20 protein-coding genes and 1 pseudogene are annotated in these 16,972 nt (G+C 74.1%); 16 read left to right on the plus strand and 5 right to left on the minus strand.

Annotated elements, in window-relative coordinates; translation table 11 throughout:
• The first annotated feature begins 29 nt into the window (after positions 1-29).
• Positions 30-1,067 carry an oxygenase MpaB family protein gene (locus AB0K34_RS20505; protein WP_364550279.1) on the plus strand — a complete coding sequence of 346 codons (1,038 nt, stop codon included), beginning with the start codon at positions 30-32 and terminating at the stop codon, positions 1,065-1,067.
• Positions 1,068-1,082: 15 nt separating this feature from the next.
• Here the strand turns inward: AB0K34_RS20505 and AB0K34_RS20510 are convergent, their stop codons facing one another.
• Both AB0K34_RS20510 and AB0K34_RS20515 read right to left on the minus strand, forming a co-directional pair.
• Entirely contained in the window at positions 1,083-1,799 is a 717-nt protein-coding gene (locus AB0K34_RS20510) for a TIGR03943 family protein (RefSeq protein WP_364550281.1), read from the minus strand.
• Entirely contained in the window at positions 1,796-2,824 is a 1,029-nt protein-coding gene (locus AB0K34_RS20515) for a permease (protein WP_364550283.1), read from the minus strand. Before AB0K34_RS20515 ends, AB0K34_RS20510 begins: the two co-directional genes overlap by 4 nt.
• A 169-nt stretch (positions 2,825-2,993) precedes the next feature.
• On the opposite strand from AB0K34_RS20515, the gene AB0K34_RS20520 reads away from it, so the two are divergent.
• The 3 genes and pseudogenes from AB0K34_RS20520 (at position 2,994) to AB0K34_RS20530 (ending at position 6,373) form a co-directional block, all read left to right on the plus strand.
• Positions 2,994-3,638 (plus strand): TIGR03086 family metal-binding protein, encoded by a 645-nt coding sequence (locus AB0K34_RS20520; protein ID WP_364550284.1) that lies wholly within the window; start codon positions 2,994-2,996, stop codon positions 3,636-3,638.
• 47 nt (positions 3,639-3,685) lie between these two features.
• Positions 3,686-3,787, plus strand: a pseudogene (locus AB0K34_RS20525) (ribosomal protein L7/L12); the annotation flags it as partial.
• Between the two features lie 441 nt (positions 3,788-4,228).
• A complete protein-coding gene (locus AB0K34_RS20530; protein ID WP_364550286.1) occupies positions 4,229-6,373 on the plus strand; it encodes an acyl-CoA dehydrogenase in 2,145 nt (714 codons plus the stop codon).
• Here AB0K34_RS20530 and AB0K34_RS20535 read toward each other — a convergent pair.
• The 3 genes from AB0K34_RS20535 to AB0K34_RS20545 form a co-directional block, all read right to left on the minus strand.
• Positions 6,366-7,418 (minus strand): aldo/keto reductase, encoded by a 1,053-nt coding sequence (locus tag AB0K34_RS20535; RefSeq protein ID WP_364550287.1) that lies wholly within the window; start codon positions 7,416-7,418, stop codon positions 6,366-6,368. The two genes, AB0K34_RS20530 and AB0K34_RS20535, sit on opposite strands and share 8 nt — an antisense overlap.
• Before the next feature lie 89 nt (positions 7,419-7,507).
• Complete coding sequence (gene hypB, locus AB0K34_RS20540; RefSeq protein WP_364550288.1) at positions 7,508-8,281, minus strand: hydrogenase nickel incorporation protein HypB; 774 nt, start codon at positions 8,279-8,281, stop codon at positions 7,508-7,510.
• On the minus strand, positions 8,274-8,612 hold the full coding sequence (locus tag AB0K34_RS20545; RefSeq protein ID WP_138638483.1) for a hydrogenase maturation nickel metallochaperone HypA: 339 nt from the start codon (positions 8,610-8,612) through the stop codon (positions 8,274-8,276). The genes hypB and AB0K34_RS20545 overlap by 8 nt, the downstream gene beginning before the upstream one ends.
• 193 nt (positions 8,613-8,805) lie before the next feature.
• Here AB0K34_RS20545 and AB0K34_RS20550 point away from each other — a divergent pair, with 193 nt between their 5' ends.
• From AB0K34_RS20550 to AB0K34_RS20605, 12 genes are all read left to right on the plus strand, one after another.
• A complete protein-coding gene (locus AB0K34_RS20550; RefSeq protein ID WP_138638482.1) occupies positions 8,806-9,882 on the plus strand; it encodes a hydrogenase expression protein HypE in 1,077 nt (358 codons plus the stop codon).
• A gap of 103 nt (positions 9,883-9,985) precedes the next feature.
• Entirely contained in the window at positions 9,986-11,770 is a 1,785-nt protein-coding gene (locus AB0K34_RS20555; protein WP_364550290.1) for a nickel-dependent hydrogenase large subunit, read from the plus strand.
• Positions 11,767-12,252, plus strand: a complete 486-nt coding sequence (locus tag AB0K34_RS20560) for a hypothetical protein (protein ID WP_364550292.1) — start codon at positions 11,767-11,769, stop codon at positions 12,250-12,252. Before AB0K34_RS20555 ends, AB0K34_RS20560 begins: the two co-directional genes overlap by 4 nt.
• Positions 12,249-12,869 carry a DUF5947 family protein gene (locus AB0K34_RS20565; protein WP_138638479.1) on the plus strand — a complete coding sequence of 207 codons (621 nt, stop codon included), beginning with the start codon at positions 12,249-12,251 and terminating at the stop codon, positions 12,867-12,869. Before AB0K34_RS20560 ends, AB0K34_RS20565 begins: the two co-directional genes overlap by 4 nt.
• A gap of 20 nt (positions 12,870-12,889) precedes the next feature.
• Positions 12,890-13,069: a hypothetical protein gene (locus tag AB0K34_RS20570; protein ID WP_240808032.1), complete on the plus strand. Its 180-nt coding sequence runs from the start codon at positions 12,890-12,892 to the stop codon at positions 13,067-13,069.
• A complete protein-coding gene (locus tag AB0K34_RS20575; protein WP_138638477.1) occupies positions 13,066-13,749 on the plus strand; it encodes a DUF6084 family protein in 684 nt (227 codons plus the stop codon). The genes AB0K34_RS20570 and AB0K34_RS20575 overlap by 4 nt, the downstream gene beginning before the upstream one ends.
• Positions 13,737-14,711 (plus strand): hypothetical protein, encoded by a 975-nt coding sequence (locus tag AB0K34_RS20580; protein ID WP_138638476.1) that lies wholly within the window; start codon positions 13,737-13,739, stop codon positions 14,709-14,711. The genes AB0K34_RS20575 and AB0K34_RS20580 overlap by 13 nt, the downstream gene beginning before the upstream one ends.
• Positions 14,708-15,490 (plus strand): hydrogenase maturation protease, encoded by a 783-nt coding sequence (locus AB0K34_RS20585; RefSeq protein WP_240808030.1) that lies wholly within the window; start codon positions 14,708-14,710, stop codon positions 15,488-15,490. The genes AB0K34_RS20580 and AB0K34_RS20585 overlap by 4 nt, the downstream gene beginning before the upstream one ends.
• The gene (locus AB0K34_RS20590; RefSeq protein ID WP_274704635.1) at positions 15,487-15,618 is read left to right on the plus strand and encodes a hypothetical protein; all 132 of its coding nucleotides are present in this window, start codon (positions 15,487-15,489) and stop codon (positions 15,616-15,618) included. The genes AB0K34_RS20585 and AB0K34_RS20590 overlap by 4 nt, the downstream gene beginning before the upstream one ends.
• A gap of 32 nt (positions 15,619-15,650) precedes the next feature.
• A complete protein-coding gene (locus AB0K34_RS20595; protein WP_138638475.1) occupies positions 15,651-16,172 on the plus strand; it encodes a DUF892 family protein in 522 nt (173 codons plus the stop codon).
• Positions 16,169-16,765 (plus strand): SIS domain-containing protein, encoded by a 597-nt coding sequence (locus tag AB0K34_RS20600; protein WP_138638474.1) that lies wholly within the window; start codon positions 16,169-16,171, stop codon positions 16,763-16,765. The genes AB0K34_RS20595 and AB0K34_RS20600 overlap by 4 nt, the downstream gene beginning before the upstream one ends.
• Entirely contained in the window at positions 16,762-16,968 is a 207-nt protein-coding gene (locus tag AB0K34_RS20605) for a HypC/HybG/HupF family hydrogenase formation chaperone (RefSeq protein ID WP_364550296.1), read from the plus strand. Before AB0K34_RS20600 ends, AB0K34_RS20605 begins: the two co-directional genes overlap by 4 nt.
• Positions 16,969-16,972: the final 4 nt, after the last annotated feature.

Raw genomic sequence — 16,972 nt, forward strand, 5'->3', positions numbered from 1 at the left:
CACAGTTGTAGCCAGAATTGGGAGTCCAGATGGCGGCCACCACGACGAGTTCCGGCAAGAGCAGCCCCGGCAAGAGCAATGTCGTCGCGACGCGCTTCGAGCGGGCCTTCGACGCCGATATCCGCTCCAGGTTCTTCAAGGGCCTGGACTTCGCCGGCCCCGACGGCGACCCCGGCTGGTTCGGGCCCGGCAGCGCGGTCTGGTACGTGCACTCGCACCTGCCCACGCTGATCCTCGGCCTGGTCGGCGCCGCCTACATCGAGGGCCTCGACCCGAGCATCAGCTGGATGGCCTACGACCACTCCCGCATCCCCGAGCGCGTGGACGGCGTCCCGACCGGCAACATCGACCCGGAGGGCGCCGCCGTCCGGCTCGGCCACTCGCTGTCGTTCTTCATCGGGACGGCCTACGGCTCCACCGCGACCGCCGAGCGGCTCGCCCGCACCGTCCGCGCCATGCACCACACCGTGAAGGGCACCCGACCCGACGGCCTGCCCTACGACGCCGACGACCCCGAATGGCTGCGCTGGAACTACGCCACGGTGGTGTGGGGGCTCGCCACCGCGCATGAGCGCTACCACCGGCGTCCCCTGCGCGGCCCCGCCCTGGACCGCTACTACGGCGAGTTCGTCCGCGTCGGCGAGGCCCTCGGCGGGACGGACCTGCCCGCCACCAAGGCCGAGGTCGCCGAATGCCTGGAGTCCTACCTGCCGCGCCTGGCCGTCACCCCGATCAAGGCGTTCGCGACCGGCCCGAACCTCCGCGACAGCAAGGCCAAGCCGTGGGAGCCCGGCAGCCCGTTCATGGACTGGGCCGCCCGCGACATGCTCCCCAGGTGGGCGCAGAAACTCTGCCTGTACCAGCCGCCGAACCCGGTGGCGCTGCGCGCGCGCAGGGCGACGCTGTGGCTCGTCCTCAACGGCCTGCACGACGCCACCGGCCCGATCCGGGAGTACCGCGAGGCCGAGGCCCGTGTCGCGGGCGGCGCCTCCGCCCCGGTCGCCTCGACGGCACCGGCCGCGCCCGACCCCGTCCTCACGCGGGACGAGGTGGAGGCGACCGCCTGACCCGGTCGCGCGGGCTCAGTCGTAGGGCTGCTCGGGCCGGGGGATCGGGACGGTCTGCGTCGCGTCCATCGCCTGCTCGTCCGTCGGCGGGGTGCCCGCCGGCGGGCGGCGCCAGGTGCCGGTCACCTGCACCCACCGGTCGGCGGGCGGCTGCGGCACGCCGTGCACGATGACGCGGAACGCGACGGCGTCGCCCGCGCAGCACGCGATCTTCATGCGGGTGAGGTACCAGCCGCCCTCGCGGCGCGGGGTGACGAACCCGGTCAGCCGCACCCGGACGCCCTCCAGCGCCCTCGGGTTGCCGCGCTGCGCCTGGAAGGCCCGCCCGATGTACTCGCCGATCGACATCTGGGTCGGCGCCACGGACACGGCGATCTCGCCGTACTGCCGCGAGTCCGCCGGGGGCGCGGGCGCCCGGCCGGTGCCGCGCGAGGCCATGTACGACCCGAGCGCGGGCGGCGCGACCACGGCGATGACCAGCACGGGCAGCCCGAGCAGCCACGCGACCCGCGGCCCGCGCGAGTGGTCGTGACCGTGGTCGTCGTGGTCGGCGGGCGCCGGGCGGCGGACGAGCCCCGCGACGCCGAGCGCGATCAGCACGGCGGCGGCGGTGAGCAGCGGGATCCGGAAACCCGGCCGTACGTAGTTCAGGTACTCGCCGGTCGGCAGCGTGATCCAGACGGCCGCGAGGCCGAGCGTGATCAGCAGCAGCGACTGCGCGTGCCGGTTCACAGCAGGATCCCTCCGGCGGCGGTGCCGCAGACGACGGCGAGGACGAAGGTCAGCGGGACGAACCGGATCGCGAACGAGCGGCCGAAGAACCCGGTCTGCAGCGCGATGAGCTTGAGGTCGACCATCGGGCCGACGACGAGGAAGACGAGCTTGGCGGTCGGGGAGAAGCCGGTCAGGCTCGCGGCGACGAACGCGTCCGCCTCCGAGCAGATCGACATGAGCACCGCGAGGAAGGCCAGCACCAGGATCGACGCCGGCGGGACCCCGCCGACGCCCGTCACCCACTCTGGCGGGATCAGCACGTTGATCGTCGCGGCGGCCAGCGCGCCGACCACGAGGAAACCGCCCGCGTGCATGATGTCGTGGGTCATCGCCTCCCGGAACGCCGTCCAGCGGGCGGCGCCCTCGGCGGGGCGGCGGCGCGGGACGCGCAGCCACTCGCCCTTCCCGAACAGCAGCCACGTCCAGCCCGCGACGACCGCGGTGAGCAGCGAGGCCCCGAACCGCGCCGCCGCCATCTCCGGCTGCCCGGGGAACGCGACCAGCGTCGCGACCAGCACGACCGGGTTCACGGCGGGCGCGGCGAGCAGGAACGTCAGCGCGGCGGCGGGCGCCACGCCGCGCGCCATCAGCCCGCCCGCGACCGGCACGGACGCGCATTCGCAGCCGGGCAGCACGGCGCCGAGCGCCCCCGCGACGGGGACGGCCGAGCCGGGGCGGCGGGGCAGCACGCGGGTCCAGAACGACGCCGGGACGAACGCGGTGATGGCGGCGGACAGCGCCACGCCGAACACCAGGAACGGCAGCGCCTGCACGCACACCGCGACGAAGATCGTCGACCAGGCGTCCAGGGCCGGGGCGGAGACGCCGGGCGCCACCCAGCGGCGCCCGGCGATGAGCACGACGGCCGCTGCGCCGAACAGCCACAGCGCTCCGCCGAGGGTGGGTCCGCGGGGCCTTCCCCAGTCGGCGGGGGGCAGCAGCTCTTCGTCCCATGCGGCGGCGAGGTTGGGGGACCGGGGCATCACGCCATGATGGCATGACCTGGCGCTGGTGACGCTCGGCTCCGGGGGCGGCACGCGGCGCTGCGGGGCGCGCCGCGCCCGGCCGCGTCTTCGATCGCCCGCCCGTGATGATTTTCCGCCGCCGCCGCGGTCTACAGAGCATGGGGCGTCACCCGATCGGAGGCCGAGTGTGCGAGTGGACGCGAACCGCGGCAGGCTGCTGGACCGCGCGATCGGCTTCGCGCTGACGGCCGCCCAGGGGGTCATGCCGCATATGCTCGCCCGCCGCACGCCGTGCGCGTCGTGGGACCTCGGCATGCTGCTCCTGCATCTCGCCGACTCCCTCGCCGCGCTGCACGAGGGCATGGCCGGCGGGCACGTCGCACGGTGCTCGGAACCGGCGGCCGGAGCGGTCGACCCGGTGTCGGAGCTGCGCGTGCAGGCCGTCCGCGTGCTGCGGGCGTCGGCAGCCCGCGGCGCGGTGACCGTGGGGGACCGGCGCCTGCAGGGCGACCTGATGGCCGCGGCCGGGGCGGTCGAGGTCGCCGTCCACGGCTGGGACATCGCCCAGGCGACCGGCGAGGGGCGGCCGATCCCGCCGGTGCTCGCGGCCGACCTGCTGGCGGTGTGCCCGCTGGTGCTGCCCGCGCCGCCGCGCGGCCCGCTGTTCGCCGAACCGGTGGAGCCGCCGCCGGACGCGTCCCCCGGTGACCGGCTCGTCGCCCTTCTCGGCCGCCACCCGGCGGTGGGCCCGCGGCCGGAGGATGCGTGCGCGGACGGGTTCCGCGAGAATCGTCCCGTCCGTTCCCCCGGCCAGAGGAGAGAGACCCGGTGAAGCATCCGGTGTCCGCCCGGTACCTGCTCCCCGAGGCGTACGAGCGCGTGGTCGGGCTCATCGCCGAGGAGAAGTACATTCCCGCGATCAAGCTCGTCCGGCAGGCGACGGGCCTCGGCCTCAAGGAGGCCAAGGAGTACGTGGACGGGCTGAAGGGGCGGGTCTTCGCCCGGCAGGTGCCGCCGCAGGTGCAGGCGAAGGCGCGCGCGATGATCGCCGAGGGCCGGGCGAAGCCGGCGGTCAAGATGGTCCGCGCGGAGACCGGGCTCGGGTCGCAGGCGGCCAAGGACTTCATCCAGGCGCTCCGGGACGGGCTGGTCGTCGCGCCCGTGGCCGACCCCGGCGGGACGCTGTCGGACCGGGTCCGCGCGTTCCAGGCGGCCGGAGACTACGCCTCGGCCGTCGCGCTGGTGTGCGCGGAGACCGGCATGCGTCCAGAGGAGGCGGAGCGCTTCGTGGCGGCGCTCCAGTAGCGGCTCCGCGCCGGCCGGCGGCGTCGGCCTCCGGGCAAGAGATCGGGACGACCCCTCGCCCCGGACGGCAACCGAATGCCATTCTGGTGTCCGGACGCAACGATGCCTGGAGGGGCCATGGCGATCGCCATCAGCGCGGAGCACCGCGAGCTGGCACGGACGGCGCGCGCTTTCCTGCGCGACCACGAGGCGCGGGCCGCGAACCGCGCGCTGCTGGACGCCGAGAAGGAGACGCTCCCCGCCTTCTGGACCGGGTTCGCCGACCTCGGCCTGCTCGGCCTGCACCTGCCCGAGGAGCACGGCGGCGGCGGGGCCGGCCTCCAGGAGCTGGTCGTGGTCGCCGAGGAGCTCGGCCGGTCCGCCGCGCCCGGCCCGATGCTGCCCACGATGATCGCGTCCGCCGTGATCGCCGCCGCCGGGACGGACGAGCAGCGGGCCCGCCTGCTGCCCGGCCTCGCGTCCGGCGCGACCCCGGCGGCCCTCGGCACCGGCGGCGCGCTGACCCTGGCGGACGGCACGGCGACGGGTGACGCGGGCGTCGTGCTGGGCGGCGGCCTCGCGGAGCTGCTCGTCCTCCCGGCGGGCGACGACATGGTCGTCGTCCGGGCGGACGCCGCGAGCGTCGAGGTCCCGGAGAACCTGGACCCGTCGCGCCGGTCCGCCCGTGTCCGCCTGGACGGCGCCGCCGCCGAGGTCCTGCCGGGCGCACGCGCCCAGGCCGTCGCCATCGCCCGCGCCCTGGTCTCCGCCGAGGCGGTCGGCGGCGCGCTCGAATGCGTGGAGAACGCCGTCGAGTACGCCAAGGTGCGGCAGCAGTTCGGCCGCCCGATCGCGACGTTCCAGGCCGTCAAGCACCACTGCGCGAACATGCTCGTCGCCGCCGAGCTGGCCACGGCCGCCGTGTGGGACGCCGCGCGCGCCGCGTCCGGGCCCGCCGACCAGTTCGAGCTGGCGGCGGCCGTCGCGGCGGCGCTCGCGCTGCCCGCGTTCACGTCCAACACCGGCCTGAACATTCAGGTGCACGGCGGCATCGGCTTCACCTGGGAGCACGACGCGCACCTGCTGATGCGCCGCGCCGCGACCCTGGAGGCCGTGTTCGACCCGCGGTCCGCCGAGCGGGACGTGACCCGCCTGCGGGACGCCGGCGTCGTCCGCGCGGCGACCCTCGACCTGCCGCCCGAGGCCGAGGCCGAGCGGCCCCGGATCCGCGAGCTGGCCCGCGAGATCGCCGCGCTGCCCGCCGCCGAGCAGCGGCGGCGGCTCATCGACACCGGCTACGCGCAGCCGCACTGGCCGCGCCCGTGGGGCGTCGAGGCGAGCGCCGGGCTGCAGCTCGTCATCGAGGACGAGTTCCGCGCGGCGGGCGTGAAGCGCGTCCAGCTCGGCATCACCGGGTGGGTGATCCTCACCCTCGTCCAGCACGGCACCCAGGACCAGATCGACCGGTGGGTGCGGCCCGCGCTCAGCGGCGACGAGGTCTGGTGCCAGCTGTTCAGCGAGCCCGAGGCCGGCTCGGACGCCGCCGCCGTGAAGACCCGCGCCGTCAAGGTCGACGGCGGCTGGGTCGTCAACGGCCAGAAGGTGTGGACGAGCGGCGCGCAGCACTGCCGCTGGGGCTTCGCGACCGTCCGCACCGACCCGGACGCGCCCAAGCACGCCGGCGTCACCATGGTCGTGATCGACATGGAGCACCCGGGCGTGGAGGTCAGGCCGCTCCGCCAGATCACCGGCGGGTCCGACTTCAACGAGGTGTTCTTCTCCGACGTGTTCGTCCCCGACGCCGACGTGGTCGGGCAGCCGAACCAGGGCTGGACGGTCGCCCGCGCGACGCTCGGCAACGAGCGGGTCAGCATCGGCGGCGGCGCCGGCGGCCCCGCCGGGCCCGACGTCGTCGCGCTCTACCGCGAGCACGGCGCGGACGTCCCGGCCGGGGCCGAGCGGGTCGGCGCCTACCTGGCGGAGGAGCAGGCGCTCCGGCTGCTGAACCTGCGCTCCGCCGAACGCGCCGTCGCCGGCGGCGAGCCCGGCCCCGAGGGCAACATCACCAAGCTCGTCCTCGCCGAGCACGGCCACGCCACCGCCGACCTCCTCGCCGCGTTCGCCGGCCCCGGCACCGCGTTCAACGAGGGCCTCGGCCAGTTCGCCGGGCTGATGCGGCTCGGCTCCCGGGGCATGTCGATCGCGGGCGGCACGTCCGAGATCACCCGCAACCAGATCGCCGAGCGGATTTTGAAGCTGCCCCGGGACCCGCTGATCAAGTAGCGGACGCGGCGGGCCGGCGGCGGTGCTCGGCGAGCAGCCCCGGCTCGCCCGCCCGGTGGTTGATGCCCGCGATGTCGGTGCCGGGCGGGACGACCTCGTCGATCGCGTCCAGCACCGCCGGGTCGAGGCGCAGGTCGGCGGCGGCGAGCAGGTCGTCCAGCTGCGCCATCGTCTTCGGGCCGATGATCGTCGAGGTGACGGCCGGGTGCTCGCCGACGAACGCGAGCGCCAGGTGGGTGAGCGACAGCCCGGCCCCCTCGGCGATCTTCGTGAGCCGCTCGACGGCGTCGTAGCGGACGGGGGCGCTCGGGTCGACGTCCACGGTGCGGTCCCGCCACGCCGGGTTGTCCGACGGGGCGAACCGGGACCCGGCGGGCGGCTGCGCGCCGCGCCGGTACTTGCCGGTCAGCCAGCCGCCCGCGAGCGGGCTCCACGGGATGACGCCCATCCCGTGCCGCCGCGCGGCCGGCAGCATCGCCCGCTCGATCGACCGGGCGAAGACCGAGTACTGCGGCTGCTCGCACACGAACCGGACGCCGCCGCGCCGCGCGGCGGCCCACTGCGCCTCCACGATCTGGTCGGCGGGGAACGACGACGACCCCGCGTACAGGATCTTGCCCTGCCGGACGAGGTCGGACAGCGCGTCGAGCGTCTCCTCCAGATCGGTGTCCCAGTCGCGGCGGTGGATCTGGTACAGGTCGATGCGGTCGGTGCCGAGCCGCCGGAGGCTGTCCTCCACGGCGCGGACGATGTACCGCCGCGACCCGCCCCGGGCGTTGCGCTCCTCGCCGAGCGGGAAGAAGAACTTCGTCGCGAGGACGACGTCGTCGCGGCGGCCCTTGAGGGCCTTGCCGACGATCTCCTCGCTCTCGCCGGCCGAGTACATGTCGGCGGTGTCGATGAAGTTGATCCCCGCTTCGAGCGCCTTGTGGACGATCCGCTGGGACTCGTCGTGGTCGGGGTTGCCGACGGCTCCGAACATCATCGCGCCGAGGCACTGGGTGCTGACCTCGACGCCGGTACGGCCGAGCTTGCGGTACTGCATCTGCGCTCCCTCGTCAGGTGACCGCGCAGCACGCTATGACCTGGAGCGCGCTCCAGGTCAAGCGCCGGTCCGGGCCCGCGGGCGGCCGCTCAGAGGGCGGCGAGCCAGTCGTACCAGGCGCCGAGGCCGTCGCCGCGCGTCGCCGACAGCGGCAGGACGCTGAGGCCCGGGCACAGCCGGCGGGCCGCGTCCCGGCAGGCGGCCACGTCGAAGTCGACGTGCGGCAGCAGGTCGATCTTGTTGAGCAGCAGGACGTCCGCGCCGCGGAACATGTGCGGGTACTTCAGCGGCTTGTCGGCGCCCTCGGTGACCGACATCAGCACCACGCGGGCCCGCTCGCCGAGGTCGAACAGCGCCGGGCAGACGAGGTTGCCGACGTTCTCGACGAAGACCGTCGAGCCGTCCCGGGGCGCCAGCGCGGTCAGCGCCTCCGCCACCATCGCCGCGTCGAGGTGGCAGCCGGCGCCGGTGTTGACCTGGACGGTCCGCGCCCCGGCGGCGGCGAGGCGGCGGGCGTCCAGCAGCGTCTCCTGGTCGCCCTCGATCACCGAGATCGGGCGGTCCGCGCCGAGGTCGGCGACGGTCCGCTCCAGCAGCGTCGTCTTGCCGGAGCCGGGGGAGCTCATCACGTTGAGCGCGACGATGCCGCGCTCGGCGAGCCAGGCCCGGTTGCGCCCGGCCAGGTCGTCGTTGTGCGCCAGCACCTTCTGGCCGAGGGCGACGGTGCGCCCGAGGCCGTGCGCGTGCTCATGGTGGTGCTCGTGCTCGTGCTCATGCGGGTGGCCGGGGTCGGCGGCGGGCGGCGGGAGGGTCGTCAGGCGCGCGTCCCCCGGAGCGGCCTCGCAGCCGCAGGTCTCACACATCGTCGGCGACCTCCACCGCTTTGATCGTCAGGTCGGCGCCCCCGCTGACCGTCACGTCGGCGCTGCCGCAGGGGCACACGGCGAGCGGCGCGCGCGCCGGGAAGGTGAGCCCGCAGGACGCGCAGTCGCCCACCCCGTCCGGCTCGGTGATGTCGAGCCGGGCGCCCTCCACGCAGGTCCCCTCCCCGGCGAGCGCGAAGCAGAACCGCACCGCGTCCGGCATGACTCCGGAAAGTCTCCCAATTTCGAGGTGGACCACCACCACCCGCGAATCGGGCAATTGCGTAGTTATTGCCGCGATAACGCTCTCCGTGACGGCCAGTTCGTGCACGCGTCCTCCGTCCCGTCCGGGCCCCCGGAACCGTTGCGGGAGCGCTGTTGCGGTGCCCCCGATCTTCCCTCGTCAAACGGTGTGTTGACCGAATTCGGGACCGCTGTTTAACGGCTCTTCGGGCGGTGTTTCGGGCCCATCCGGCAGGGCAGGCCCGAACTGGTGATGATCACTGCGGGGGAAGGGAGCCGTGATGGCGAGCACCGCGCCGGAACAGGCCGCGCCGGGACCGCCGACGTCGCAGCCGCCGACGGAGGAGATCCACATCCTGTGGACGTCCGAGGGCATGAGCTGCGACGGGGACACGGTCTCGGTCACCGCCGCCACGCTGCCGAGCATCGAGGACGTGCTGCTCGGCGCGATCCCCGGCCTCCCCAAGGTGCACCTGCACAACAAGGTGCTCGCCTACGAGACCGGCGACGCGTTCGTGGAGGCGTTCCGGCAGGCCGCGCGCGGTGAGCTGGACCCGTTCATCCTCGTCGTCGAGGGGTCGGTCCCGAACGAGAACATCAACGGCGACGGCTACTGGACGTCGATGGGCAACGACCCGGAGACCGGCGAGCCCGTCACGCTGAACGAGTGGATCGACCGGCTGGCGCCGAAGGCGTGGGCCGTCGTCGCGGCCGGCACCTGCGCCACCTACGGCGGCATCCACGCCATGGCGGGCAACCCGACCGGCTGCATGGGCCTCGCCGACTACCTCGGCTGGGACTTCCGCTCCGCGGGCGGCCTGCCGATCGTGAACGTGCCCGGCTGCCCCGTCCAGCCGGACAACTTCATGGAGACCCTGCTGTGGGTGCTGCACCAGGCGGCCGGGCAGGCGCCGGTCATCCCGCTGGACGACAAGCTCCGCCCGACGTGGCTGTTCGGCAAGACCGTCCACGAGGGCTGCGACCGCGCCGCCTACTACGAGCAGGCCGACTTCGCCTTCGACTACAACTCGCCGAAGTGCCAGGTGAAGATCGGGTGCTGGGGCCCGGTGGTGAACTGCAACGTCACCAAGCGCGGCTGGATGGACGGCGTCGGCGGCTGCCCCAACGTCGGCGGGATCTGCATCGGCTGCACGATGCCCGGCTTCCCGGACAAGTTCATGCCGTTCATGGACGAGCCGCCCGGCGGCAACCTGTCCACGACGCTGCTGAAGACCTACGGGCCGTTCATCCGGACGATGCGGTCGATCACCAACCGGAGCGCCAACGAGGAACCGCGGTGGCGCCACAACCGCGACCGCCTGACCAGCGGCTACCAGCCCCGCTGGCCGCGCACCTGACCCATACGCCGAACCGTCACCGCAGAGCCGTCACCGCAGAGAGTCGTCACCGAAAGGCCGCGCCGATGAGACAGGGCACTCACCGATGAAGCAGGGCACCAGCGTGCGAAGCGACCGGTCCCCGGGGCAGGGGGGCCTCGTCGAGGTCGCGTTCGACCCGATCACCCGGATCATCGGCAACCTCGGCATCTACACCAAGATCGACTTCGCGAACCGGGAGGTGGCCGAGTGCCGGAGCACCTCGTCCATCTTCCGCGGCTACAGCGTGTTCATGAAGGGCAAGGACCCGCGCGACGCCCACTTCATCACCAGCCGCATCTGCGGCATCTGCGGTGACAACCACGCGACCTGCTCGGTCTACGCGCAGAACATGGCGTACGGGATCAAGCCGCCGCCCCTCGCCGACTACATCATCAACCTCGGCGAGGCCGCCGAGTTCATGTTCGACCACACGCTGTTCCAGGACAACCTCGTGTTCGTCGACTTCTGCGAGCGGATGGTCGCCGAGACGAACCCGGGCCTGCTCGCGACGGCGCGGACGACCGAGGCGCCGCGCGGCTCCGTGCACGGCTTCAAGACGATCGCCGACATCATGGCGGCGTTCAACCCGTTCGAGGGGTCGGTCTACAAGCAGGCCCTCGAACTCAGCCGGATCACCCGCGAGATGTGCTGCCTGATGGAGGGGCGGCACGTCCACCCGTCCACCCTGTACCCGGGCGGGGTGGGGACGGTCGCGACGCCGCAGGTGTTCACCGACTACCTCGTCCGGCTGACGCGCTGCCTGGACTTCGTCAAGCGGTCCGTCGCGATGAACGACGACATCTTCGACTTCTTCCTGGAGGCGCTGCCCGGCTACGACCAGGTGGGGCGGCGCCGGACGCTGCTCGGCTGCTGGGGCGCGTTCCAGAACCCCGACGTCTGCGACTACGACTACCGGCACATGTCCGAATGGGGCCGGGCCGCGTACGTCACGCCCGGCATCGTGATCGACGGCCAGCTCCTCACCACCGACCTGGTCGACATCAACCTCGGCATGCGGATCCTCCTCGGCAGCTCGTACTACGACGACTGGGCGAACGAGGAGACGTTCGTCAAGCAGGACCCGCTCGGCAACCCCATCGACCAGCGGCACCCGTGGAACCAGACGACGCTGCCGCACCCGCAGAAGCGCGACCTGGACGGCGGCAAGTACAGCTGGGTGATGAGCCCGCGCTGGCTGCATCCGGTGACCGAGGAGCACCTCGCGCTCGACACCGGCGGCGGGCCGCTCGCCCGGCTGTGGACGACCGCGCTGGCCGGGCTGGTGGACACGCCGTACGTCCGGTCCACGGGGCGCAGCGTGCAGATCGACCTGCCGAAGACGCCGGGCATGCCCGAGGTCAACCTGGAGTGGACGCCGCCGCCGTTCGCCAACACGATCGAGCGCGACCGGGCCCGCGCCTACTTCGTCGCCTACGCGGCCGGGATGGCGCTGTACTTCGCCGAGAAGGCCCTCGACGAGGTGCGGGCGGGCCGCACGAAGGTGTTCACCGACTTCGAGGTGCCGGACGAGGCGATCGGCGTCGGATTCCACGAGGCGGTGCGGGGCGTGCTGTCGCACCACCTCGTCATCCGCGACCACAAGATCGCGAACTACCAGCCGTACCCGCCGACGCCGTGGAACGCCAGCCCGCGCGACTCCTACGGCACGCCCGGCCCGTACGAGGACGCCGTGCAGGGCCAGCCGATCTTCGAGGAGAACGGGCCGGACGACTTCAAGGGCATCGACATCATGCGGACCGTCCGCAGCTTCGACCCGTGCCTGCCGTGCGGCGTCCACATGTACCTCGGCGGCGGCCGGACGATCGAGAAGCGCCATTCCCCGATGTTCGGTGCGCAGGAACGATGAGCTGGGACGACGAGCGCGTACGCGAGCACGTCCAGCGCCTGGAGGGGCTGCTGGAACGGCTCGACCCGGCCGCGGCGGACACCGTCCACGCGCTGGTGGAGCTGTACGGGGAGGCGCTCGACCGGGTCATGCGGCTCGCGGGCGACACCGGCGCCCTCATCGAGGACGAGCTGATCCGCCACCTGCTGCTCGTCCACGGCCTGCACCCGGAGACCGCGGAGGCGCGGGTGCGGCGGGCGCTCGGTGCGCTGGAGACCTTCCTCGCGAAGCACCGCACGTTGGCCGAGTTCGGCGGCATCGAGGACGGCGCGCTGCGGCTGGCCGTCGCCGCCGAGGGCCGGGCCGCGCCGCCCCGTCCCGTGCTGGACGCGGTCGAGCGGGCCGTCCGCGCGGCGGCGCCGGAGTTGGACCGCGTCGACATCGCGGCGCCCGCCCCCGAACCGGTGCTGATCACCCTCGACCAGGTGCGGAGCCGCGCATGACCGCCGCCCTGTCCACGCCCCGGCTCGCCGCGCTGGCCCGCCGGGAGCCGCGCCCTCCGGCGGCCGCCGCCGCCGAGCGGTGCGAGCTGTGCGGCGAGCCGCTGCCGGACGTCCACCGGCACCTCCTCGACCTGGGGACGGGCGACCCGCTGTGCGCGTGCGGGGCCTGCACCGTGCTGTTCGCCGACCACGCGGCGGGCGGGCGCCACTACCGGCTCGTCCCGGACGAGCGCCGCCGGCTGGCCGGCTTCCACCTGGACGGCCCGCTCTGGGCCGCCCTCGGCGTCCCGGTCGACCTGGCGTTCTTCACCGCCGCCGCGTCGGGCGAGGTCACCGCCCGCTACCCGAGCCCGGCGGGCGCGCTGCACGCGCCCGTGCACGCCGCGAGCTGGGAGCGCCTGACCCGCGCGAACCCCGTGCTGGCCGACCTGCGCCCGGACGTGGAGGCGCTCGTCGTCCACCGGGCGCTGGGCGCCGCCGAGCACTGGATCCTCCCGGTCGACGACTGCTTCCGGCTCACCGCCCTGCTGCGCGCGCACTGGACGGGCTTCACCGGCGGCGACGCCGTCCGGCACCGCATCCGCACGTTCTTCGAGGAGTTGGAGGGGGACAGATGATCAGGTTGGGGAGACCCGACGTGAAACCCGACACGCCGTCGCACACGCGGGGCGTCCGCGAGGGGAACGCCGCGGGGAACTACGAGAAGCAGCCGGGCCACCTGCCCGACGGCACCTCGAACCAGCGCCGCTCCACGGGGATCAACGCGAAGCACCGCGAGCCGATCCTGGACTCGATGCCGAATTTGTCTCCAGCATGAGCGAGGGGAATGGGGCGCCGGAGCTGGGGCTCGAGCTGCTGGGGGTCGAGGCGGAGGCGTTCGCGGCGACGCCGACGCTGAACCTGCGGATCGGGCTGCGGCGGCTGGACGGCGGGCCCGTGCAGTGCGTCCTGCTGACCACGACGGTGACGATCGCGGCGGCGCGGCGGGAGTACGGAGACGCCGAGCAGGAGCGGCTCACCGGCGTGTTCGGCACGCCGGACATGTGGGAGAGGTCGCTGCGCGGGCTGACGTGGGCGCGGGTCGGCGCGACGGTGCCGACGTTCCGCGGGGAGACGGAGGTGACGCTGTCGCTGCCGTGCGGGCATGACATGCAGGTCGCGGCCGACCGCTACCTGCACGCGCTCGACGACGGCGACGTCCCCCTCGACCTCACGTTCAACGGCACGGTGTTCTACCCGGGCGAGGACGGGAAGCTGCGCACCGGGCAGATCCCGTGGCACCACGAGGCGACGGGCGTGCTGCCCGTCCAGGCGTGGCGTGACCTGATGGACCGCTACTACGGCGGCGCCCGCTGGCTCCGCCTGGACGACGCGTGCTTCGGCCGGCTGGCCGCCTACCGGGCGCGCCGCGCGCACTCCTCGTTCGACGACACGGTCGACGAGCTGCTGCGGCAGGCGGAGGCGGCGCGCGAAGGGGAGGAAGAGTGGACCGTGTGAGGGCGGTCGCGGACACGGTCCTCTACGAGGGATACCTGCTGTGGCCGTACCGGCGGTCGGCGCTGAAGAACCAGCGGCGCTGGACGATCGGCGGCGTCTACCCGCGCCGCTACGCCGAACGCAACGACGACCACTGGACGGTGCGCGCCGAGTTCGTCCTGGACCCCGGCGGCGAGACCGACGTCGAGGTCGCGTTGCGGTTCCTGCACGAGGTGCACCGCCAGGTCATGGACGGCGACACCCCCGTGGACGAGCTCAGCCGGGGCGTGGAGACGTACACGACCTGGCAGGAGGCCCGCGAACGCGAGTTCACCGGAGGCCGCGTCCCGCTGGAGCGCCTGCTGGGCGGGCCGGTGCGGATCCCGGTCGAGGTGCCGCCGGGCGCCGAGGACGAGGAGATCGGCGGCGGTGCCCGCTTCACGCGGTCGTGGGGGCGGGTGACCGGCTGGGTCGACGTCTCGGCCGTGCCGGTGGAGGACGGCGCCGTGCGGGTCCGGGTCGAGGTCGTCAACGGCGGGGACGCCGCCGAGCACGGCGACGCGGTCCGGGCCGGGATGCTGTCCGCCCATGTCGTGGCGCGTGCGGGCGGCGGCGGGGCGTTCGCCTCGTGCACCGACCCGCCGGAGCGGCTCGCCGCCGCCGTCGCGGGGTGCGCGAGCGAGGGGCTGTGGCCGGTGCTGGCGGGGGAGCCGGGCGGGTTCGACACGGTGCTGGCGGCGCCGATCGTCCTCTACGACTGGCCGCAGGTCGCGCCGGAGAGCCCCGGCGACCTGTTCGACGGGACGGAGATCGACCGGCTCCTCATCCTCAGCGTGCTCGGCCTCACCGAGGACGAGCGCCGGGAGATGGCGGCGACCGACCCGAAGGCGCGGCGGATCCTGGAGCGGTGCGGCGCGCTGTCGTCCGACGAGCTGCTCGTCCTGCACGGCACCATGCGCGATCCCCGCAGGGACGTGTGGTGAACGCGCGGGCGGTCGTCGGCGGGCGGGAGCTGACCGCGGGGAGCCGGGTGCGGCTGCGGCCGCGGGGCGGCGCCGACATCTTCGACCTCGCGCTGCTCGGCCGCACCGCGACCGTCGAGCGGGTCGAGGAGGACATGGAGGGCGGCCTGCACCTGGTCGTCGCGGTCGACGACGACCCCGGCCGGGACCTCGGCGCCCGCGACCAGCTCGGCCACCGGTTCTTCGTCGGGCTGGACGAGGTGGAGCCGCTGCCGCAGGACGCCGCGGCCCGCAGGGTCCTCGTCGCCGGGATCGGGAACGTGTTCCACGGCGACGACGGGTTCGGGGTGGAGGTCGTCCGGCGGCTGGCGGAGCGGCCGGTGCCGGCCGGCGTGACCGTCACCGACTTCGGCATCCGCGGCATCGACCTGATGTACGCGCTCGGCGACGGCTACCGGACGGCGGTCCTGGTCGACGCGGCGGCCCGCGGCGAGGAGCCCGGCACCGTCTCGCTCATCGAGCCGGAGCCCGGCTCCGACGACTTCGGCGGCGCCGCGGTCGACGCGCACGGGCTCGACCCGGCGCGGGTGCTGCGGCTGGCCCGCGGCAGCGGACCGGTGCCGCCGCGGATCCTGCTGGTCGCGTGCGAGCCGTCGGCGCAGACCACGGACGCGACCTGGGACATGGAGCTCAGCGCGCCGGTCCGCGCGGCCGTCGGCGAGGCCGTCCGGCTGGTCGAGCGGCTGCTCGTGAGGGAACTGGAGACGCACACGGACACAGAGGGGGGATCTGTGGCATGAGGAAGGGAATCCACATCGGGCCCGGCGTGGTCCGGCTGACGGTCGCGCTGCTCGCGCTCACCGCGGTCGCCGCGGCGGTCAGGGAGGTGCCCGCGATCCGCAGGTACATCAAGGCCGAGTCGATGTGACCGCGCCGCTGACACGGGATCGGACACGGGCCATGACGACCATCGACCGGCAGCTCGTCGGGTACCTGAAGGACGCGCACGCGCTGCAGGAGCATGTCGAGGCCACGCTGAGCGAGCTGCTCACCACGGTGGCGGCGGAGCCGGACGTCTGCCGGCGCCTCGGCCGCTACGCCGAGCGGACGCGGACGCACACCCGCGAGATCGAGGCGCGGCTGCGGGCGCACGGGTCCGCGCCGTCCATCGTCCGAGACGCGGGGCAGCTGTTCGCGTCCGTGCTGGAGGCCGGGCTGGGGCGCACCCGCCGGGACCAGGCCGGCCGCCACGTCCGGGACGCCTATGTCGCCGCGCACCTGCAGATCGCGTCCGCCGAGATGCTGCGCCGCGTCGCCGAGCGCGCCGGGGACGCCGAGACGGCGCGGGTCGCGACGGCGCTGTGCGACGACGCGCACGCGATGTCGGCGGAGCTGTCGGAGCGCTGGGACCTCGCCGTGGAGCTGTCGCTGCGCCAGCACGGCCTCCGCGACGTCCCGCCGCCGCCGGGCGGTGGCGGATGAGCGGCACGGCGGCGGAGGTGTTCGCGCGGCGCGCCGCGCCGGGCGCGGCGCTCGCGGGCGAGGCCGGCGCGATCGCCGCCGCGTGCCACGCGATGGCGGCGCGGTTCCACCGCGGCGGGCGGCTGCTCGCGTTCGGCGCCGGCGGCGCCGCCACCGACGCCCAGCACGTCGCGGTCGAGTTCGTCCACCCGGTGATCGTGGGGAAGCGGGCGCTGCCCGCGCTGTCGCTCACCGGCGATGTCGCGACGCTCACCGGGATCTGCGCCGGGCCGGGGTTCGACGACGCGTTCGCGCACCAGGTCCGCTGCTTCGGCGGGCCCGGCGACATCGCGTTCGGGATCTCGCCGGACGGCCGCTGCGGCAGCGTCCTGCGCGCCATGGAGGCCGCGCGCGGCCTCGGGATGCTGACGGTCGCGCTCGCGGGCGGCGACGGCGGGGCGCTGCCCGGAGCCGTCGACCACCTGGTGACCGTGCCGTCCACCGACCCGCGCGTGGTCAAGGAAGTGCACGTCACCGCCTACCACCTGCTTTGGGAGCTGGTCCACGTGTTCTTGGAGCAGCCGGGCGTGCTCGGCGAGGAGGTGCTCGCGTGACCGGATGCGAGGAAGACGGCCACTGCACGACCTGCGCGGACGAGGCGCGCCCGGCCACCGTCCTCCGGCTTGTCGAGGGCGATTTCGCCGACGTCGACACCGGCGGCGGGGGGATCGAGCGGATCAGCGTGGCCCTGGTGGACGCCGCCGCCGGCGACACCGTGCTCGTCCACGCCAAGGAGGCGATCGGGGTCGTGACGTGACCGA

The organism is Actinomadura sp. NPDC049382, from assembly GCF_040677125.1.
GTDB lineage: Bacteria > Actinomycetota > Actinomycetes > Streptosporangiales > Streptosporangiaceae > Spirillospora > Spirillospora geliboluensis.

What these genes read in the sequence shown, in the direction of transcription:
- AB0K34_RS20505 (WP_364550279.1), top strand. Translation starts at nt 30, where the DNA reads ATGGCGGCCACCACGACGAGTTCCGGCAAGAGCAGCCCCGGCAAGAGC.
- AB0K34_RS20515 (WP_364550283.1), bottom strand. Translation starts at nt 2,824, where the DNA reads ATGCCCCGGTCCCCCAACCTCGCCGCCGCATGGGACGAAGAGCTGCTG.
- AB0K34_RS20530 (WP_364550286.1), top strand. Translation starts at nt 4,229, where the DNA reads ATGGCGATCGCCATCAGCGCGGAGCACCGCGAGCTGGCACGGACGGCG.
- AB0K34_RS20535 (WP_364550287.1), bottom strand. Translation starts at nt 7,418, where the DNA reads ATGCAGTACCGCAAGCTCGGCCGTACCGGCGTCGAGGTCAGCACCCAG.
- hypB (WP_364550288.1), bottom strand. Translation starts at nt 8,281, where the DNA reads ATGTGTGAGACCTGCGGCTGCGAGGCCGCTCCGGGGGACGCGCGCCTG.
- AB0K34_RS20550 (WP_138638482.1), top strand. Translation starts at nt 8,806, where the DNA reads ATGGCGAGCACCGCGCCGGAACAGGCCGCGCCGGGACCGCCGACGTCG.
- AB0K34_RS20560 (WP_364550292.1), top strand. Translation starts at nt 11,767, where the DNA reads ATGAGCTGGGACGACGAGCGCGTACGCGAGCACGTCCAGCGCCTGGAG.
- AB0K34_RS20565 (WP_138638479.1), top strand. Translation starts at nt 12,249, where the DNA reads ATGACCGCCGCCCTGTCCACGCCCCGGCTCGCCGCGCTGGCCCGCCGG.
- AB0K34_RS20575 (WP_138638477.1), top strand. Translation starts at nt 13,066, where the DNA reads ATGAGCGAGGGGAATGGGGCGCCGGAGCTGGGGCTCGAGCTGCTGGGG.
- AB0K34_RS20590 (WP_274704635.1), top strand. Translation starts at nt 15,487, where the DNA reads ATGAGGAAGGGAATCCACATCGGGCCCGGCGTGGTCCGGCTGACGGTC.
- AB0K34_RS20595 (WP_138638475.1), top strand. Translation starts at nt 15,651, where the DNA reads ATGACGACCATCGACCGGCAGCTCGTCGGGTACCTGAAGGACGCGCAC.
- AB0K34_RS20600 (WP_138638474.1), top strand. Translation starts at nt 16,169, where the DNA reads ATGAGCGGCACGGCGGCGGAGGTGTTCGCGCGGCGCGCCGCGCCGGGC.